Source organism: Herminiimonas sp. Marseille-P9896 (assembly GCF_903993245.1).
GTDB lineage: Bacteria > Pseudomonadota > Gammaproteobacteria > Burkholderiales > Burkholderiaceae_D > Oxalicibacterium > Oxalicibacterium contaminans.
In genome coordinates this window covers 402,746-420,073 of sequence record NZ_CAJEVT010000003.1, presented here as the reverse complement: position 1 = coordinate 420,073, position 17,328 = coordinate 402,746, and the positions used below count along the sequence as shown (strand labels likewise).

Genomic DNA, 17,328 nt, shown 5'->3' with positions numbered 1-17,328 from the left:
GCTAATCCATCCTGCTTAAGTAAGGCTGGCAATCCGCTGCCGGATCAGGCCGTGGCGTCAGCAGAATGCTGATCGGCTGTGCCAGCCTGGCTGGCGGTGCTGCGTCCAGCGCACCCTGGCGCAGGGCTCTTTGCACCACTGCATCGCGCTCTTTCAAACCGGTCGATTCCAGCAGACGCACATCGCGTATCGCGCCATCGTCATTAATCCATAGCTGGAATACCGCCCGATAACGTCCGAAAGCATCCGGCTGCGCGCGGCACAGAATACGCGTCAACGACGCTTGCAGCACCAGCGCATAACTGCTTTTAGCGAGTGCGATGCGCTTGCCGGAAGCCGCATCTGCATCAGGCTCGGATGCGTCAGACGCGCCATTCGCCAGCGCCAGCGTAAATGCATTGCTGCCTGAGTAACGTGCTACCAGTCCGGTATCCACCAATAATTTTTGCAAAGCCTCACGCGGCTCAAAGTCGCCGACCACCGCAGCGGCCTGGCGTCCGGCCGCCAGATTACTCGCCACCAGCACCGAGTAACCGGTCAGGCCGCCAAACGTCACCAGCGCCGTATCCAGCGGCTGTGCAGGCAGATCAAACCGTATAAGTGCGTGGGCAATAGCCTGATGCGTCATCGCCATCAGGGTCACTATCAGACACATGGAGAGTACGAAGTCGCTGCCCGATTCGGATATTCGTGTCGTTCGTATCATTTAAATGGGGGATCAACGGCGGAGGACTGCTTCGATCGCCGCACGCTACACAGCGCGGGCCGAAATTTACAGTCGAGACGATAGCGTCAAAATATGACTGTGCTGTGACAAGTGGCCTGCATCATATTTTTTGCCAGTTGATACATGACGATGTCACCGGCACGACATATGCACTTGCTAGCATGCGCAAACACCCATACATCCACGCAGCACAGGATAGAAAGAAAAGACCATGCGCACATACCCATTACTATCGCTGGCAGCTATCGGATTACTGACGGCAGGCTGGCTGCATGCAGCAGAACCGGTCGCCGTTCCCGCCAGCAAAGCGGGCAAGGACGATCCAGCCTGTGTCGAAGTGGAAGTCGACGGCGTGCGTGCACCCTCATACAACTGCTTGAGCCAGAAGCTGCAACCGAAGGCGACCCCGAGTAATCCGAGCGCGCCGCAAATGGGCTCTGAAGCCATCATCCAGCGTCCGCCGAATCAGCTGGGTGTATTCACCCGCGCTGCGACCAGCAATCGCATGGGCAATACCTTCGGCACCTCGGTTTATCCGCAGCGCCCGCCTGAAAAACCATAAGATATATAGAGAGTACTGCCTGATACTGAAGCTGGTTCAGTGTAGAAAGGTGACAGTCATGGTCACCTTTTAGTGTTTGGTACCGGTATATTTTCGAACCGCCGGCTCCGGTATGGTCATGCACATGTTCACGACATCACTGACGCAATCCCGTTAAACAATGTCGCCAGATTACAGGCGCACACCTCGCTTTACAACGAACTCTTTCCAATAAGCTTATGCATCCAGTAATGGCTGCCATCGCTTGCGCTATGCGGCTCTGCAATTTTTTTACTGGTATTTATTTTTCAAATATCGACATGCAAAAAGATTCGTTTTGCATATGCAGAGCTAGTGTGATCATTGCGTTTCCTTATCTGTTCATCGCTCATTAGCTTACAAGCAAACGATGAATCAAGGTATGGCAGCTCCACCAAAAGACACATTGCTTGCTCCATGCTAACGCTATCTGCCTCACTCTCCGTAGTCGGGTTCTGATCAGTTTTTATCCGGCACCTTGCACCAGGTCGCCGATGGAAAATCCTCCGTCTTGTGTGGACGACATGTCGGACACAATCTGCATGTCGGCAAATAGCTGCCTGTTAACTATCAATCACAGGATATGCTCATGACTCTTAGCTCCAGATTCTCCACACCGCTTATTAAACAGCAGCGTTTTTTCTTGCACCTCATCGCTGGCATCAGCGCACTGGTCGTTGCCTCCACCGCACTGGCCGCACCTGCCGATGCCTATCCGGATCGCCTGATCAAACTGGTCGTGCCGTTCCCGGCTGGCGGCCCTACCGATATCGTTGCACGTCCTCTGGCGCATGACTTGTCGGCACAGCTGAAGCAAACCGTCGTCATCGAAAACAAGGGCGGTGCCGGTGGTGCGATCGCAGCGGACTCGGTAGCGAAGTCTCCGGCAGATGGTTACACCCTGCTGGTCGGTACTGTCGGCACGCAAGCCATCAATGCCGCTCTGTATAAAAAACTGCCTTACGATCCTGCAGTCGATTTCACACCACTAGGTGTAGTCGCGGCAGCGCCGGTCGCGATCGTCGTCAATGCAAAATCGCCATACCAAACACTGGCTGACCTGGTCGCCGCAGCGAAGAAGAAACCAGCCAGCATCAGCTTCGGCTCGGCTGGTAACGGCACACCCGGCCATCTGACCGGTGAAATGTTCTCGACCGCAGCGGGTATCAAATTCGCGCACATTCCTTATCGCGGTAGCGCACCAGCCGTCACCGACTTGCTGGGTCAGCAAATCGAAGTCATGTTCGATCCGGTGCAATCGGTATTGCCGCATATCCAGTCCGGCAAGCTGCGCGTACTCGCGATCAGCGGCGCACAACGTTCACCTGTGTTGCCACAAGTGCCTACCGTGGCTGAATCCGGCTACAAGCAATTTGAAGCGGAAGCTTGGTGGGCGATTTATGCACCAGCCAATCTGCCAGCAGCGATTGCCAGCCAGCTCAGTAAAAACATCGCCGAGATCGTCGCGTCTGCGTCCTTCCGTGATCGCCTGACCAGTCTCGGTGTAACACCTGTCTCCATCCCGCCTGGCCCATATGCCAAGTTCGGTCGCAATGAACTGGAAAAATGGGGCAAAGCAGTACACGAGTCTGGCGCGCAGATCGACTGATTTATTTAGTAAAGAAAGTATTTAATGAAGCTGAATGAAGAAGAAAAATCCATCCTCGCCGGTGAGCAAGGACGAGTCCCGCAACTAGCCTTGCAGCACCAGATCGCTGTCGGCGATTTCTTTGGCGCAGAAGACTTCGCTCCGGTCAGCCAGGCGCACATCATGGCCGATACCGAAAGTCTCGGTCAGGCCGGTGTGATCTGGCTGGAGCAGCTGGGTGAGATCACCGAAGGTCAACGCCAGGTACGGATACCGACCATCACCGATCCACGCGGTACCGACTTCGCCAAGTCGTCGGTGCTCAAACAGGATGGCTGGATGCTGGACCTGGAACAACGCGCGATCGATGCGTTCGTCAGACTCGGCGTCTCGATGACGGATACCTGCATCAACTACCAGACCATCGCCGCACCGACACGCGGTGAACACGTCGCCTTTGGCGATACCGGCGTGGTCATTTATTCCAACTCGGTATGCGGTGCACGCTCCAACTTCGAAGGCGGCCCGTCTGCCCTCGCCGCTGGCCTGACCGGTCGCACGCCACGCTATGGCTTCCATCTGGATAGTCAACGCCAGGCAACACTGCGCATACGCGTGGACTGGACACCGCAAACCCTGAACGACTGGGGCGCGCTCGGCGGTGTGATCGGACGTTTGTCGGCCAATTATTGGACGGTACCTGTCGTCGAAGGACTGGAAGGTGCGCCGACTTCGGATCAGCTCAAACACTTTGGCGCGGCCATGGCCAGCTTCGGCTCCAGTGCGCTCTACCATCTGGTAGGCATCACGCCGGAAGCCTACCGCATCGAAGATGTGGGCGGCGACAAGCTGCCGGTCGCGCATCGCGTCGGTGAAACTGAAGTTAAAGCGCTGCAAACTGCTTATGCAGTGACAGATGAAATCGACGTTGTCGTATTCTCCGCACCGCAGCTCAGCCTGTACGAATTGCGTGAGATCGCCAAGCTGTGCGACGGCAAGCAATTCATCAAGCCGATGCTGGCCGTCACCAGCCCGCAAGTGAAACCGGATGCGGATCGCATGGGCTTCACCGCACGCATCGAAGCAGCGGGTGGACAAGTCCTGTCCGGCATGTGTTTCTACCAGTCGTACGCGCGTGAAATGGCGGATGCTAACGGCTGGAAACGTCTCGCGACGAATAGCGCCAAGCTGGTCAACATCCTCGGCGGCTATGGCTATGTGCCTATGCTCGCCTCGATGCAACGCTGCATAGACGCAGCAGTAACCGGGAAATTGAAATGATAGAACTCATCGCGCGTCACGCGATCGGTGAAAAAGTAAGCGGTGCGACGCTGGTCGCCAATGATGGCTTCTCGGCACGCTATGACCTGGACCGCATCAACGGTACCTTCTCACGTCCGGCACACAAGCTGGCTGGCCTGTCCTATGTCGGCAAGATCCTGGTGCTGGACACCGCCAAAGGCGGCGTTGCCAGCGCCTGGATGCTGCACGAGATGGCGTCACGCAATAAAATGCCGCTGGCCATCGTCTTCAACACCGTCAATCCCATCCTGGTACAAGGTGCGGCCTTTGGCGGCCTGACCATGCTGGCTGGTTTTGATGTCGATGTGACTGCGACCATACCAAACGGGGCGACGGTAGAAATAGACCCTCTGCGCAAATCGCTGAAGGTATTGGCTTAAGCCACTCCGGTCTGCTGGAAATCTATCTGCACAGTGGTCCCTATCGCAGGATCGCTGTGCAGTTGCAGCAGCCACTGTTCACGCTCACATATCCGTTTAACGATATCGAGACCTATCCCGAAGCCATCGCCGCCATCGCTGCCGCGATAATGCCGGTCGAATATCTTGGGCAATGCATCTGCAGCGATACCAACACCGGTATCACTGACGGTTAAGGAAGTACCACCAAACGCCAGCGTAATGCCACCTATTTCGGTGAAATTGACCGCATTCTTCAGTATATTTAACAGCACCAGGTGCAGGGCTTTACGGTTCAACTGCAACTTGGTATGCGCATCGATCGCGATGTCCATGGACAAATCTTTGGCGGCAATGTCCGCCTGCAACGGCGCGACTATGTCCTCTATGCACTCACGCAGAGCGACGGTCTCCTGGCTCGCGTCAGCCTGGTCCCGCGCCAGGAATAACAGCGCTTCCATATGCGCACGCATATCCTGCTCGGCCTTGGCGATATAACGTACACGGGCACGCGATTTATCGGTCCACTCGGTTTCACCTGCCAGCAATTCGCAACTGGTACGGATCTCGGTCAGCGGCGTGCGTAACTCGTGGCTCACATTTGCGGTGAATTCCTGTTCGCGTTGCAGCATCTCCTTGATACGCTGCTGATAGGCATCCAGCGTCTGCGCCAGTATCCCTACTTCCTTGCCTAAATTCTTTTGATACAAAAGCTGGTCGTTCCCGTCCGGCGACAGGACAGCTACCTTTTGTGTCAGTTGCGTCAATTGACGCACCAGGAAGTTAGACAGGAATATGCCTATGAATGGCGTAATCAGGATAATCAACAACAGCAGACCGGCGACCAACAGCTTGAACTCTTCCTCACGCTCCTCATAGGGACCAAGGTCATACACCACGATGTAACGCGTAGTACCGACATCGCGCAGTGCGACATGACGCTCACCCTTGCCTTCGCCTACATCGATGTCATACAAACCTGGCTTGAGGCCTCGTACGAATGGCGGCAACGCAGCCTCCTGCGCCGCATCGGTCACGACATAGTGAGTAACGCTGGGACTGACTTCACGCGTATGAGTCGGATACTCCCGGTGATGCTGAACCAGAAAATTAAGCTCCTCGGATACCAGCTGCTCTACCAGCGACTCTTCCAGTTCTTCCGAAGCAGCATACAGGAGTGCGCCGGTGATCGTCACCATCACGATGCAAGTCAGCGTAATCGCAGCGGCGATCCGGAACCTGAGATCGGTTTTAATCATGACGCGACACCAGGCTATAACCCACACCGTGTATGGTCTGGATAGGATCGGGCAAGCCTGCAGCGATCAACGCCGAGCGCAGCAAACGGATGTGATAACGCAAGCGGTCACTGGAATCCTGCTCCTCGCCCCACAACTCGCGCTCTATCTCGCTGCGCAGATAAACCCGTTCCGGGTCATGCAACAGGAGTTCTATCAATTGCAAGCATTTTGGTGGCAGGCTGACCGGGTTCCCCTGATAGCTCAGGCGCTTGGCACGTGGCTCGTACAACAACTCACCAAATTGCAGCTGTTTACTGGCGACCTTGCGATGATGCCGCTTATGCAGCGCATCGAGGCGCGCCGCAACTTCTTCCAGCGCAAACGGTTTGACCAGATAATCATCGGCTCCGGTCTGAAAACCCAGCAACTTGTCTTCCAGCGTATCGCGTGCGGTCAGGATCAGGATGGGCGTATCCAGCAACATCTCTTCGCGCAGGCGCTGGCAAAGTTTGATGCCTTCCATCTTCGGCAAGCCCAGATCCAGCAGGATGGCGTCATACGGATGGCTGCGCGCCAGTTCCCATCCCATCAAACCGTCATGCGCGACATCAGTCACATGCGACCGCGCTTCCAGGTAATCGCAGAGATTGGCGGCGATGGTTTTGTTATCTTCGATGATGAGGATGTGCACGGGACTACTTTCTGATAAAGCGAGATATCAAGACGAATAATGCAATAAAACCTCCCATGCGTGTATCGCATGGGAGGTTTATCCGGGGTTCCTGCTATTAGAAGGAGCCGTTCAGGGTCACGCGGAACGCACGTGGCGAGCCTGGAGTGATGTTGGTGTTGCTGTGGGCGTTGATGAAATATTCTTTATCGAACAGGTTTTCAACGTTCAGCTGTGCACGCCAGTTTTTATCGATTTTAACGAACATCGCTGCATCGAAACGTGTGTAAGCAGGCAATGTTACGTTAGCTGCACCTGTTTGCTCATTCGCTGCAAACGACTTGGTACGATGGATCGCACCTACGCCTGCACCCACACGTTCCGAGAAATCATAGCGATTCCACAGCGAGAAAGTGTTCTTAGGCACCATCGCCACACGTGCACCAGCTCGCACAGTTGCGCTGATAGCCTTAGTGAAAGTCGCGTCTGTGTATGCATAACCACCGCTGACGCTCCATTGATTCGTAACATAACCGGTCAGGCCCAATTCAAAACCGTCGGTACGCTGACCATCGGTCAGCACTGCCGAGTTTGGATTGTTTGGATCGAGCAAGACACGCATATTGCTGCGTTCCAGGCGATACAAGGCAGCTGTTGCAGCCAGCTTGTCTGTCACGTCCCATTTGGCACCAAGCTCATAGTTCTTGAATTTCTCTGGCTTCAGGTCTGCATCCGCAGCCGCGAGCGAACCCAATTGTTCACCTGCACGTGGCTGGTAAGCGATGCTGTAGTTAGCGTACAGCGACAATGGCGCGATCGGTTTGAACACCAAGCCGACGCGTGGCGATACCAGGCCGTCATCGGAACGGGTCGTTGCGCCGTTGCGATTGTTACGAAAGTCGACCTGGAATTTGTCGTAACGCAGACCGGCAATAATTTGCAATTGCTTGGTCAGTTCGATCTGATCCTGAATGTACAACGCAGCAATTTTAGCCTTGGTGCGGCTGTTTGCATCTGTCGCAGACTGGGCATAGGTAACTGGCGTGGTATTGGTCGGATTACCCAATGTTGCGGTGTTCGAGCCAGCGAATGTGCCGGTTTGACGGAAGTTGGTCGTTTCTTGCTCACCAAACTCGGTACCTACCAGGAAGGTGTGCTTGACCTCACCAGTATTGAATTTGAAGATCGCATCAGTCTGGTTAAAGAAGTTACGACGCGTGGTCATATTGTTGTATGCACCAACAGTAAATGTCGACGCCGCGGTGTTGCCATTTGCCTGTCCCGATGCAAACACGTTCTGATAGAACTTGTCCTGATCAGCCCAGCGTGTACGGTTGCGCAATTCAACGCCGTTATCGAAGGTATGTTCGATCAAGGCAGTGAATGCATCCAGCTTGGTCCAGGTCGGGCTGCCTGCAGCATTGCCGAAGAAAGTCGACGGATCGACGCTGACCGGTGCACCGTTGAACGATGTAATGCCGCGATCAGCGATACGGTCATCTTCAAAGTGTTCATAGCCCAAAGTCACATTGGTCTTGGGTGCAATGCGCATCAACAGGGTCGGGTTGATACCTTTGCGCTTGATTGATACACCATTGCGATAGCTGTCGGAATCTTCATACATGCCATTCAGGCGGAAGCTGAGGTTTTCCGAGATCGGCTGGTTGATATCGACCGTCGCACGGCGATTGCTGTTCGAGCCTAGGGTGACGGATGCGTCACGGATGATGGATTGGTTCGGGGTCTTGGTCACGCGATTGATCAGGCCACCAGTCGCTCCGCGGCCAAAGATCATCGCATTCGGGCCTTTGAATACTTCTACACGTTCGATGTTGTACAGGTCACGGTAATACTGCACGTCGTCGCGGATACCATCGACGAAGAAGTCACCGGTGGTGGACACGCCACGGAAAATCGGGGTTTCACGATTGCCTTCGCCCTGTGCGAAGCCGACGCCTGGCACATACAGCAATGCTTCAGCCAGACTTTGTGCCGCTTGGTCGTCAATCTGCTTCTTGGTGACGACACTGATGGACTGTGGAATATCGCGCAATGCGGTATCTGTCTTGGTCGCGGTTACTGTTTCACGCGCCTTGTAGCTCTCGACATCTGCCTTGACTTCGACTGCGGGCAACTGTGTTTGCGCCTGTACATCAGTCGACATTGCCGTAACGGCCACGCCTACGAGTGCACTACATATACTCGCGTTAATGATCAGGCAGCTCCTGGCCTGTCCGCCTTTTTTTACTTGTGACATGCAAATTCCTCACTGATTTTGATGGCTGGCTGGCGGATGGCTGGCTGAAACGAAATAACAATCGTTCTTATTTCGGAATGAGCGCAAGAATACGGAGTGGCTTGTGAGGTTTTTGTGAGTGGCGGAGCTTAATGCGGGGAGACGTTGCGAAATTACATCGGACGGGCGAACAGCCGGCAAGGCAAGCGTAGTCTATCACTCACTTGCCGACAGGGACATACAACTACGGAAAAGCTACATAGCAGGCTTAGCTGCCAAAGATGGTATGTGGCGGCCGCTTCGGCGCGTCATCCGCTTGATCCGGCGGACGGAAAATGACGACCAGGGCTTTCGATTCGCCTTTGATGCTGCGGCCGCGATGCGGGATGTTGGAGTCGAAGTACAGGCTGTCGCCGGCCGACAATATCCACTGCTGTTCACGGCCGTCGATCATGAAGCTGAACTCTACTTTGCCATCGGTCACAAAGAGGAATTCCTCGCCTTCGTGATCGAAACGCATTTCATGCGCCATTTCATTCGGGAACACCATGATGAAGGGTTCCATGTGCTTATGACGACGCTTGTTGGCGAGGGCCACATAGTCATAGCCGAAGGCTTCTTCGCCATGTACTACCGATTCACGCTCCCATGAACGCACGATGCAAATGGCATCGCTGCGCTCGGCGGTTTCCGTTCCGAGCAGCTCGGCAAGATCAGTGTGCAAGGCTTGCGCGATCTTGATCAGCGTGCCTATCGGCGGAATGATCTTCGAATTTTCTATCTTCGAAAGATAACCTTTGGTGAACCCCGTCTCGCTTGCCAGCCTGTCCTGCGTATAACCGCGCGCAGTACGTAATTCAGAAACCCGGCGACCAAGACGAAGTTCAATATCAGACAGTTCGGGAGGTAAATCAGTAGTAATTGCTTCTGCCATATTTACGATTCTATAGGGGGTAATGCTGCTTTATTTGCCTGCCACGCACGACTGTATTCAATGATGCGTGCGGTTTCATTTGCGACCTCGGGACTGATGCGTGTTTTCAACAGGTGCAACATCACGTCTATGCAAAGTGTCACGCCACCACCGGTCACCACCGTCTGCTGATCCACCACGCTGCTATGGACAGTCGCAATATCCTGGTACTGTTCCTTCATCAGGGACAACGGAGATATTTCCGGTGGGATGACTTCACATTTTGTTGTCGCTTGTTTCCCATTAAGAACTCCTGCGGCTGCGAGTATCATACCACCGGTGCAAACCGAGGTCATTACCGTATCCCGCGATCTCGCCTGCAAAAATGCCAGCGTCGCCGGGTTCTTCACCTGCTCCTTCCACCCCGCTCCACCCGTCACCACGATCACATCGAACGCCGGCGCATCGTCAACGCCGTACTCTGCTATCACCCGTAAACCGTTGGCCAGCAAGACTTCGCCCTTGGTCGGCGCAATCGTATGGATCTGGATATCGGGATAGGCCCGACGTGCCATCGACAGCACACCAAAAGTTGCCAAATCAACAGGTTCCACATCTGGATATACAAATATTCCGAATTTCATTTCCGTCTCCTTTTGGTGAAACTTTTAAAGTTTAAGTTTACTATTTGTATACCTTATCATATATTTTGTTTCATCAACGGATAAGTTGATATGGAAAGAAGTGGAATATTGATACGTATTTGTTGCCCAAGTCGAGATTGCGCAGAGAAATAGTTTCATATTAAGAACCTCGCTTCTTTCGCCGGGAAACCAAGTCCGATATCTAACCACTCCACAAAAACACACGAAGGAGACAAGGAATGGAAATATCGACAAGCGGCGACGTCAGCGTCGCCAGCAAAGGAGTGAAGAAATCAAAAATCGGAACGATTGCGGCAGCGAGTTCCATCGGCACCATCATCGAATGGTATGACTTCCTGATTTACGGCATGGCGGCAGCACTGGTATTCAACAAACTGTTTTTTCCCAATGTATCACCGGTCATCGGTACTCTGGCGGCCCTGGGCACCTACGCGGTCGGCTTCTTCGCACGACCATTGGGTGGCGCTATCTTCGGCCACTTCGGTGATCGCGTCGGGCGCAAGTCGATGTTATTGCTGACCATGTTCATCATGGGGATAGGCACCGTCCTCATCGGTTGCCTGCCGACCTATGAACACATCGGCATCTGGGCCCCTGTCCTGCTGATCATCCTGCGCTTCATCCAGGGTGTCGGACTCGGCGGCGAATGGGGCGGCGCGGCGCTGATGGTACTGGAACACGCACCGAAACATCGTCGCGGCTTCTATGGCAGCCTGGTGCAGGTTGGTTTTCCATTGGGCCTGGTGCTCGCTACCGGCGTCTTTGCCATCGTATCGAAACTGCCGGAAGCCGACTTCCTGTCCTGGGGCTGGCGCATCCCCTTCCTGTTGAGCATCGTGCTGGTCGTGGTCGGCTATGTGATACGCAGCAAAGTGGAAGAGTCGCCGATCTTTTTGCAAATGAAGGCCAAGAACGAGTTATCCAAACAACCGGTACTCGACGCCATCCTCAAAAACCCACGCGCCTTCCTGACCGCCATCGGCCTGAAGATCTCCGAGGTTTCCTGGGTCTACATCCTGACCGTGTTCATCGTGGTACATGCGACCAACAATCTGCAATTACCCAAGTCGCTCATCCTCGACGGCATCCTTTATGCGGCATTGGTGGAAGTGATCACGATTCCATTGTTTGGCCTGCTATCGGACAAGGTCGGGCGACGACCGATGTATATCTGGGGTGCACTCTTCACGGTGGCACTGGCCTTCCCGCTCTTCACCCTGCTCGAGACCAAGGACAGCGCCATCATTATCGGTGTGATGATCGTCGCGCTCAGCCTAGGCCACGGTTTCATGTTTGCACCGGAAGCCACCTACTTCCCGGAACTGTTCGGCGCCAACGTGCGCTATAGCGGCGCCACGCTCGGCTTCCAGGTGGCAGCGGCGGTCGGCGGCGGCCTCTCACCGATCATCGCCACCGGCCTGATGGCTTACTTCGGTGGCACGACCGGGGTCTCCATCATGTTGATCCTGCTGGCCGCCGTCACCCTCGTTGCCGCCATTGCAGCACGCGAAACACGTCACGAATCGTTGTAAGAATTTTTTGCGGGATGCCCGCGTTTTTTAAAGGAGAAGGAAATGAGCACAGTCACAGAAACCCGCTTAAAGGGCAAGCTGGAACCAACCATCAATGGATCGACCTATGTCAAACCGGCAGACCTCGAATGGAAGCCGACCAAACACAAAGGCATACAGATCAAGGTCTTGTACGAAGATCCGTCCAAAGGTGAATTGACCTGCCTGTTGAAATGGGAACCAGGCACCATCCTGCCCTTCCACCGTCACCCGGAAATAGAACAAACCTATGTAGTCGAGGGCTCCTTCTATGACCACGACGGCATTGCCCGGGCCGGTGAATATACCTGGCGCAAACCCGGCTCCTTGCATGAAACGCGTTCGGATGAAGGTTGCATCATCCTCGCCGTCTACCGCAAGCCTAACGTCTTCTTCGATGTTGATGCCGGATTCTGACCTCCACTAGAGTCTGCACATGGCCTACATCGTTACCGAAGCCTGCATACGCTGCAAATTCATGGATTGCATAGAGGTCTGTCCGACCTATGCCTTCCATGCCGGCGCAAACTTCGTCGTGATCAATCCGGATACCTGCGTCAACTGCGGACTGTGTGAAATGGTGTGTCCGACCCAGGCCATCAAGGCCAGGGGTGATGCAACGGAGAGGGAACTCATATTCGTGGAGTTGAATGCGAGCCTTGCGCTAAGCTGGCCGGCCATTACACAGAAAGGAACGGTTCCGGCGGATGCGGAAAACTGGATAGGCGTTGCAGACAAGAAGGAATACCTGCTCTACGCGCCGGATCCGGCGGCAAAGTAAGACGGTCATTATTGGATGTTATGCATGCGTTCCGAAAGATTGATTTCTTCCGGAACGCATTTTTCCTTCTGTGACAAGATGTGAACTCAGGTCGGCAGCAATACCGCCGGCCAGCTCCGCAACTCAGTGCGTATCCTTGCGGTAGCGGCCCGGCGCCACCCCGACAAAGCGTTTGAAAAAGCGCGCAAGGTGCGACTGATCGGCATAGCCGCAAGCAAACGCTATGTCCACCAGCGATAACTTCCCATCACGTAGCAGTTGCTTGGCCCGATTGATCCGTAGTACCTGCAAATACTGATTGGGCGTTGCCTTGGTCGTCACGGTAAAGCGCTCAAAAAATATGGTCCTGCTCAGGCCAATGACGGCGGCCAGGTCGGCGACCTGGAAACTGCCATCCAGATTGGCTTGCAAATAATCATTGACGCGCTGCATCTGTGCCTGGGAGAGTGGAACCCTGCTATCCGCGCTGCGAGGCACATCCCGTAATTGCGAATGCCGTGAAAAGACACAAGCCACAATCGCCTGCGCCAGATAGTCGCTACTCAGGTTGGTACCGGCAGGCTCACTCAGCATATGCTTGCAAGTATCCAGCAGGTAAGTCAGGCTCGGATCGGCGGTTTCAGTCGGCGCGAGCAAATCGATTTCATCCAGTCGCCGACCGTAAATTTCATCTGCCAGCTCGCGCAATATCTCATTCTTGATGTAGACATAAAAAGCGTTAATCAAGTCGAAACCTTGCACGGCATAGCCATTTCCCGGCGCAATAATATTGTGGCTATTGGCCGCCATCTCCCCCTGGAAAGTCTTGCCGTCTTTTTCCAGCACGATTTTAATTTTTTGCTGGGGCACTGCGATGAACAGGGAAGAGATGGGCGGAACAACTTCTTCGAAGGGATCCGTACGCGCCAGCACGGCAGCCATATTCGACCAACCCAATCCATCGCTGGCACGTATGATTTCGCGGCTCGCGTCGAACACCATCGGTGTTTCCCTGAGCAGGAATTGCGGGCGAATTATTTTCTTGGTGGAGGAAAGGATATCAGGGGATTCGTCGGGCAAAGGTATGGACGACGAAGAAGGGAGTTGCGTATTTTCAGTTGAAAATAATTGGCCCATTCTGCCGCCCGACTATCTAGGGTGATTTTTCGCAAAAATATTCGCTTTTATCTTGTCTTGCGTTTCTATCTTATCAGCAATTTTCTCGCTGTAAATACAGGTAACAATCGTTATCAATTCAACGCATGCAAAGCCATCGTCTGATACGTAACGCGGATCGTCTTCATCACTTTTTAATTTCCACATGGAAATATGCATTTATTTCTCACCATACAGATGCATATCTTGCTTACAGCTATTGCTATAAAAAACTTGTACTCCCTGGTTTTTCATTAAAGCTCATCCGTTAACGATTGTTTAGAAAGTTGGCGGACGAAAGTGCCGATTTCGAACGAACGTCAAATACGTTTTTCTGCACAACTTCGACAATCCGTCCTAGCACTCCCTTCAGTGCATCAAACACTCGCCTCGATGCTTATCAACTGAAGGGCGACCCTCACTTTCAACAAACTGACTGTAAGCACGGCTGGCTGCAGCGCCGATGGCAGTAATTCGGGGATAGCCATACCTTCACCGCCAACTTCGGAATCAGGATGACCTTCTAGTTCTGATGCCTGCCAGATAGTCATTACTCAAGAGGTTTAAAAATGAAAAAGAAATCGATCGCCATCTCAGTAGGATTAAGCAAAAGTGTAGCCATTACTCTTTTACTTCTTAACGCGGAGCGATCGATGGCTCAGCAAGTGCATGCGAATGGCAGCACGGAATCAGTCAGCGGCACCATCGATACCGGCATACTTTCTTACATGTCCGGCTATGGTCTGTTTGCAGAGAAAGGCGGCACGATCCAAAGTACGGGTCCGGTGACCATCAAAACCGGAGGACCAAGTGCCAACCCTGTGAATGCAGAAACCGGCGGGAAAATTTTGCTTACGGATGGCGCCACTATCCGTGGTACCGGAAGCACCACAATGGGACTAAGTGCAGCAGGGACTGACTCAGAGATCATTGTTAACAATGCAAACGTAGAAGTGACCGGAACCGACTCCATCGGTGCAAGAGTTGTCGATAACGGACTGATTCGCGCGACCGGCGGCGCCATCACAGGAAAGAAAGGTGTATATGCTCTTACTGGCGGTAAATTCATAGGAAAAGACGTCGCCATCACTGCAACCGGTACGGGTACGTGGTTCAAGCACGGCGTGGAAGTAAACACAAAAGGCAGCGTTGAACTGACTGGTGGTTCGGTAACCACCATGGGAGAACGCTCCGCTGGTTTATATGTCATTAATTCAGATACCAATTCGATTAGCCTGACCGCAAACGGCACCCGTATCAAAACATCAGGTCTCAATGCGCGTGGTGCAGAAATCAATGTCGGAAAAATGCACCTTGAAAATGTCAGTATTCATACGACGGGTACGGGTGGAGATGGTGTTTGGGTCGACGGCATCAATGACATCAATTCCTCCAGCGGCACAGCCGGTTCTTCAGTGTTAACAATGAATGGTGGCTCCATCGTGACCGAATCTGCAAATGCTTACGGCCTGACAGCCTTGAGCCAGGGCAGGATCACGGCAAGCCAGGTGTATGTACAAACCCTGGGCGACTCCAGCATGGGAGCGGTGGCACAATTAGGTGGCAAGGTCATCCTGGACGGCGGATCAATCACGACCGCAGGCTCACAGGCTCACGGCTTGTTTGTGGTAGGAGTAGGTGGGCCGACTGGCGCAACACCTGTAACCGCCCGTATCGAAGCAAGCGGGATCAATATTACGACCAGGGGAGACAATGCCTATGGTGCTTACATGCGTAGCGCTGCCGAATTGCAACTTGGCAGCACCAATATCACCACCTACGGCGCGAATGCAAGCGGCCTGATCGCAAGCACCTACCAAGTTGGCGGAGCCAACAAGGCAACCATCACCAACAGTACGATCACATCGAAGCAAGCTGCCGGCATACGGGTCGTGGGCAGTACAGCGGCAGATGCAAGCACACTGGAAGTGTCGCTGACAAACTCGACCGTCAGTGGAAAAACCAATGTCATCGAAGTCGACGGCGCCGCTGGCAATGTGGCTATCCTTAAGTTGACTGCTGATAATTCGGTACTGAACGGGGCAGCCAGACTGGGTAGCGGCAACACTTCCGACATGACGTTGAAGAATAAGTCGATGTGGAATATGAGTGGCGATTCAACACTGAGCAGTTTATCGCTGAGTGGCTCCTCTGTGGTCTACACCAATAGCGGCAATTTCAGCCCCATGACCCTGACGGTAAAGAATAACTTCGACTCAAGCAACGGCACTATCCAGCTCAATACCATACTAGGCGACGACAACTCGCTGACAGACAAGCTGCTGGTCGAAGGCAACACTACAGGGACGGGGAATATCCGGATCAAAAACGCCGGTGGCAGCGGCGCACAGACCATCAACGGCATCAAGATCATTGATGTCCTTGGCGTTTCCAACGCCAATTTCTCCCTCAATGGCGACTATGTCATCCAGGGCCAGCAAGCCGTGGTCGGTGGTGCGTATGCGTACACTCTGCACAAGAACGGTATCAATAGCCCGAATGATGGTGACTGGTATCTACGCTCGCAATTGATAGAACAAAAGGAAGTAGCGCTATACCAGGCCGGGGTCCCCAGCTATGAAGCCTATCCACAAGTCCTGCTGGAACTCAATACCCTCGCAACATTGCAACAACGGCTGGGCAACCGGGTGTGGACCGATGCCAGCGGCATCAACGCGGGAAACAACGACGCAGTGCGTACCGGTGCCTGGGGCCGTATGGAAGGCGTTCGCCACAGTATCAAGCCCGCCGTCTCGGATAGCCAGACCCACTACGACAGCAATATCTACAAACTGCAAGCAGGTGCCGACGCCCTGCTACATGAAGATGCCGTTTCCGGTCAACTGATAGGCGGCCTGTTTGCACAATACATCAATGGCCGCACCGCAACGTCGTCACCGTTCGGTGCCGGCAAAATCAATACCAACGCTTACGGAGTGGGTGCGACCCTGAGCTGGTTTGGCAACAACGGCTTGTATGTCGACAACCAATTGCAGTTCAACATCTACGACAGCGACCTGAACTCAAAATTGACCGGTGCCGCTCTCGTCAATGGCAACAATGGCAGCGGCTATGCAATATCAAGCGAGCTCGGCCTGGACCTCAAGCAGGAATCCGGCTGGACGCTGACACCGCAGGCACAGCTGATTTACTCGAAGGTCAAGTTCGATAGTTTCAAGGATGCCTTCGGCACCCAAGTCACGCTCGACAAAGGGGCGAGCCTGCTGGGACGACTGGGACTATCGATAGCGCATGAAAGTGCATCGCTGGACGGCAGCGGCAAAGCCAGGCATCAGCGGCATTACGCCATTGCCAACCTGTACAACGAGTTCCTGGATGGCACGCGGGTCGACGTTGCAGGCGTTGGTTTCGCCAATCGCAATGAGCGCTTGTGGGGCGGGATAGGTGCGGGTACTTTGTATAGCTGGGCTGACGGCAAGTACATGGTCTACGGGCAAGGCATGCTTAATACCAGCCTGAAGAACTTCGGCGATAGCTACACCTTTACCGCTACGTTTGGAATCAGGATGGCGTTTTAACACC

15 protein-coding genes are annotated in these 17,328 nt (G+C 53.9%); 8 read left to right on the top strand and 7 right to left on the bottom strand.

Annotation, left to right across the window (positions count from 1 at the left end; all coding sequences use genetic code 11):
• Position 1: 1 nt before the first annotated feature.
• On the bottom strand, positions 2-706 hold the full coding sequence (locus tag H7U06_RS12350) for a secretin and TonB N-terminal domain-containing protein (protein ID WP_175626452.1): 705 nt from the start codon (positions 704-706) through the stop codon (positions 2-4).
• 232 nt (positions 707-938) lie between these two features.
• Here H7U06_RS12350 and H7U06_RS12345 point away from each other — a divergent pair, with 232 nt between their 5' ends.
• The 4 genes from H7U06_RS12345 (at position 939) to H7U06_RS12330 (ending at position 4,577) form a co-directional block, all read left to right on the top strand.
• Positions 939-1,289 (top strand): hypothetical protein, encoded by a 351-nt coding sequence (locus H7U06_RS12345; RefSeq protein WP_175626451.1) that lies wholly within the window; start codon positions 939-941, stop codon positions 1,287-1,289.
• A gap of 607 nt (positions 1,290-1,896) precedes the next feature.
• On the top strand, positions 1,897-2,916 hold the full coding sequence (locus tag H7U06_RS12340; protein ID WP_175626450.1) for a tripartite tricarboxylate transporter substrate binding protein: 1,020 nt from the start codon (positions 1,897-1,899) through the stop codon (positions 2,914-2,916).
• Positions 2,917-2,940: 24 nt separating this feature from the next.
• Entirely contained in the window at positions 2,941-4,176 is a 1,236-nt protein-coding gene (locus tag H7U06_RS12335; RefSeq protein WP_175626449.1) for an aconitase X catalytic domain-containing protein, read from the top strand.
• Entirely contained in the window at positions 4,173-4,577 is a 405-nt protein-coding gene (locus tag H7U06_RS12330) for an aconitase X swivel domain-containing protein (RefSeq protein ID WP_124575296.1), read from the top strand. Before H7U06_RS12335 ends, H7U06_RS12330 begins: the two co-directional genes overlap by 4 nt.
• Here the strand turns inward: H7U06_RS12330 and H7U06_RS12325 are convergent.
• The 5 genes from H7U06_RS12325 to H7U06_RS12305 form a co-directional block, all read right to left on the bottom strand.
• Complete coding sequence (locus tag H7U06_RS12325) at positions 4,574-5,854, bottom strand: HAMP domain-containing sensor histidine kinase (RefSeq protein WP_175626448.1); 1,281 nt, start codon at positions 5,852-5,854, stop codon at positions 4,574-4,576. The two genes, H7U06_RS12330 and H7U06_RS12325, sit on opposite strands and share 4 nt — an antisense overlap.
• Positions 5,847-6,527, bottom strand: a complete 681-nt coding sequence (locus tag H7U06_RS12320; RefSeq protein WP_175626447.1) for a response regulator transcription factor — start codon at positions 6,525-6,527, stop codon at positions 5,847-5,849. The genes H7U06_RS12325 and H7U06_RS12320 overlap by 8 nt, the downstream gene beginning before the upstream one ends.
• A 97-nt stretch (positions 6,528-6,624) precedes the next feature.
• Complete coding sequence (locus H7U06_RS12315; protein ID WP_175626446.1) at positions 6,625-8,763, bottom strand: TonB-dependent siderophore receptor; 2,139 nt, start codon at positions 8,761-8,763, stop codon at positions 6,625-6,627.
• Between the two features lie 247 nt (positions 8,764-9,010).
• Entirely contained in the window at positions 9,011-9,676 is a 666-nt protein-coding gene (locus tag H7U06_RS12310) for a helix-turn-helix domain-containing protein (RefSeq protein ID WP_175626445.1), read from the bottom strand.
• A 2-nt stretch (positions 9,677-9,678) separates the two neighbouring features.
• The gene (locus H7U06_RS12305; protein WP_175626444.1) at positions 9,679-10,299 is read right to left on the bottom strand and encodes a DJ-1/PfpI family protein; all 621 of its coding nucleotides are present in this window, start codon (positions 10,297-10,299) and stop codon (positions 9,679-9,681) included.
• A gap of 239 nt (positions 10,300-10,538) precedes the next feature.
• Between H7U06_RS12305 and H7U06_RS12300 the strand changes: the two genes are divergently transcribed.
• From H7U06_RS12300 to H7U06_RS12290, 3 genes are read left to right on the top strand one after another with little or no spacing between them, the layout of a single operon-like run.
• Positions 10,539-11,852 carry an MFS transporter gene (locus H7U06_RS12300; protein ID WP_175626443.1) on the top strand — a complete coding sequence of 438 codons (1,314 nt, stop codon included), beginning with the start codon at positions 10,539-10,541 and terminating at the stop codon, positions 11,850-11,852.
• A gap of 42 nt (positions 11,853-11,894) precedes the next feature.
• Positions 11,895-12,287 (top strand): cupin domain-containing protein, encoded by a 393-nt coding sequence (locus H7U06_RS12295; protein ID WP_175626442.1) that lies wholly within the window; start codon positions 11,895-11,897, stop codon positions 12,285-12,287.
• Between the two features lie 19 nt (positions 12,288-12,306).
• Complete coding sequence (locus H7U06_RS12290) at positions 12,307-12,651, top strand: ferredoxin family protein (RefSeq protein WP_175626441.1); 345 nt, start codon at positions 12,307-12,309, stop codon at positions 12,649-12,651.
• Positions 12,652-12,774: 123 nt separating this feature from the next.
• Here H7U06_RS12290 and H7U06_RS12285 read toward each other — a convergent pair whose 3' ends face one another.
• Positions 12,775-13,767, bottom strand: coding sequence for a helix-turn-helix domain-containing protein (locus H7U06_RS12285; RefSeq protein WP_175626440.1), 993 nt, complete (start codon positions 13,765-13,767; stop codon positions 12,775-12,777).
• 671 nt (positions 13,768-14,438) lie between these two features.
• Between H7U06_RS12285 and H7U06_RS12280 the strand changes: the two genes are divergently transcribed.
• Positions 14,439-17,324, top strand: coding sequence for an autotransporter outer membrane beta-barrel domain-containing protein (locus H7U06_RS12280; protein WP_175626439.1), 2,886 nt, complete (start codon positions 14,439-14,441; stop codon positions 17,322-17,324).
• Positions 17,325-17,328 lie beyond the last annotated feature (4 nt).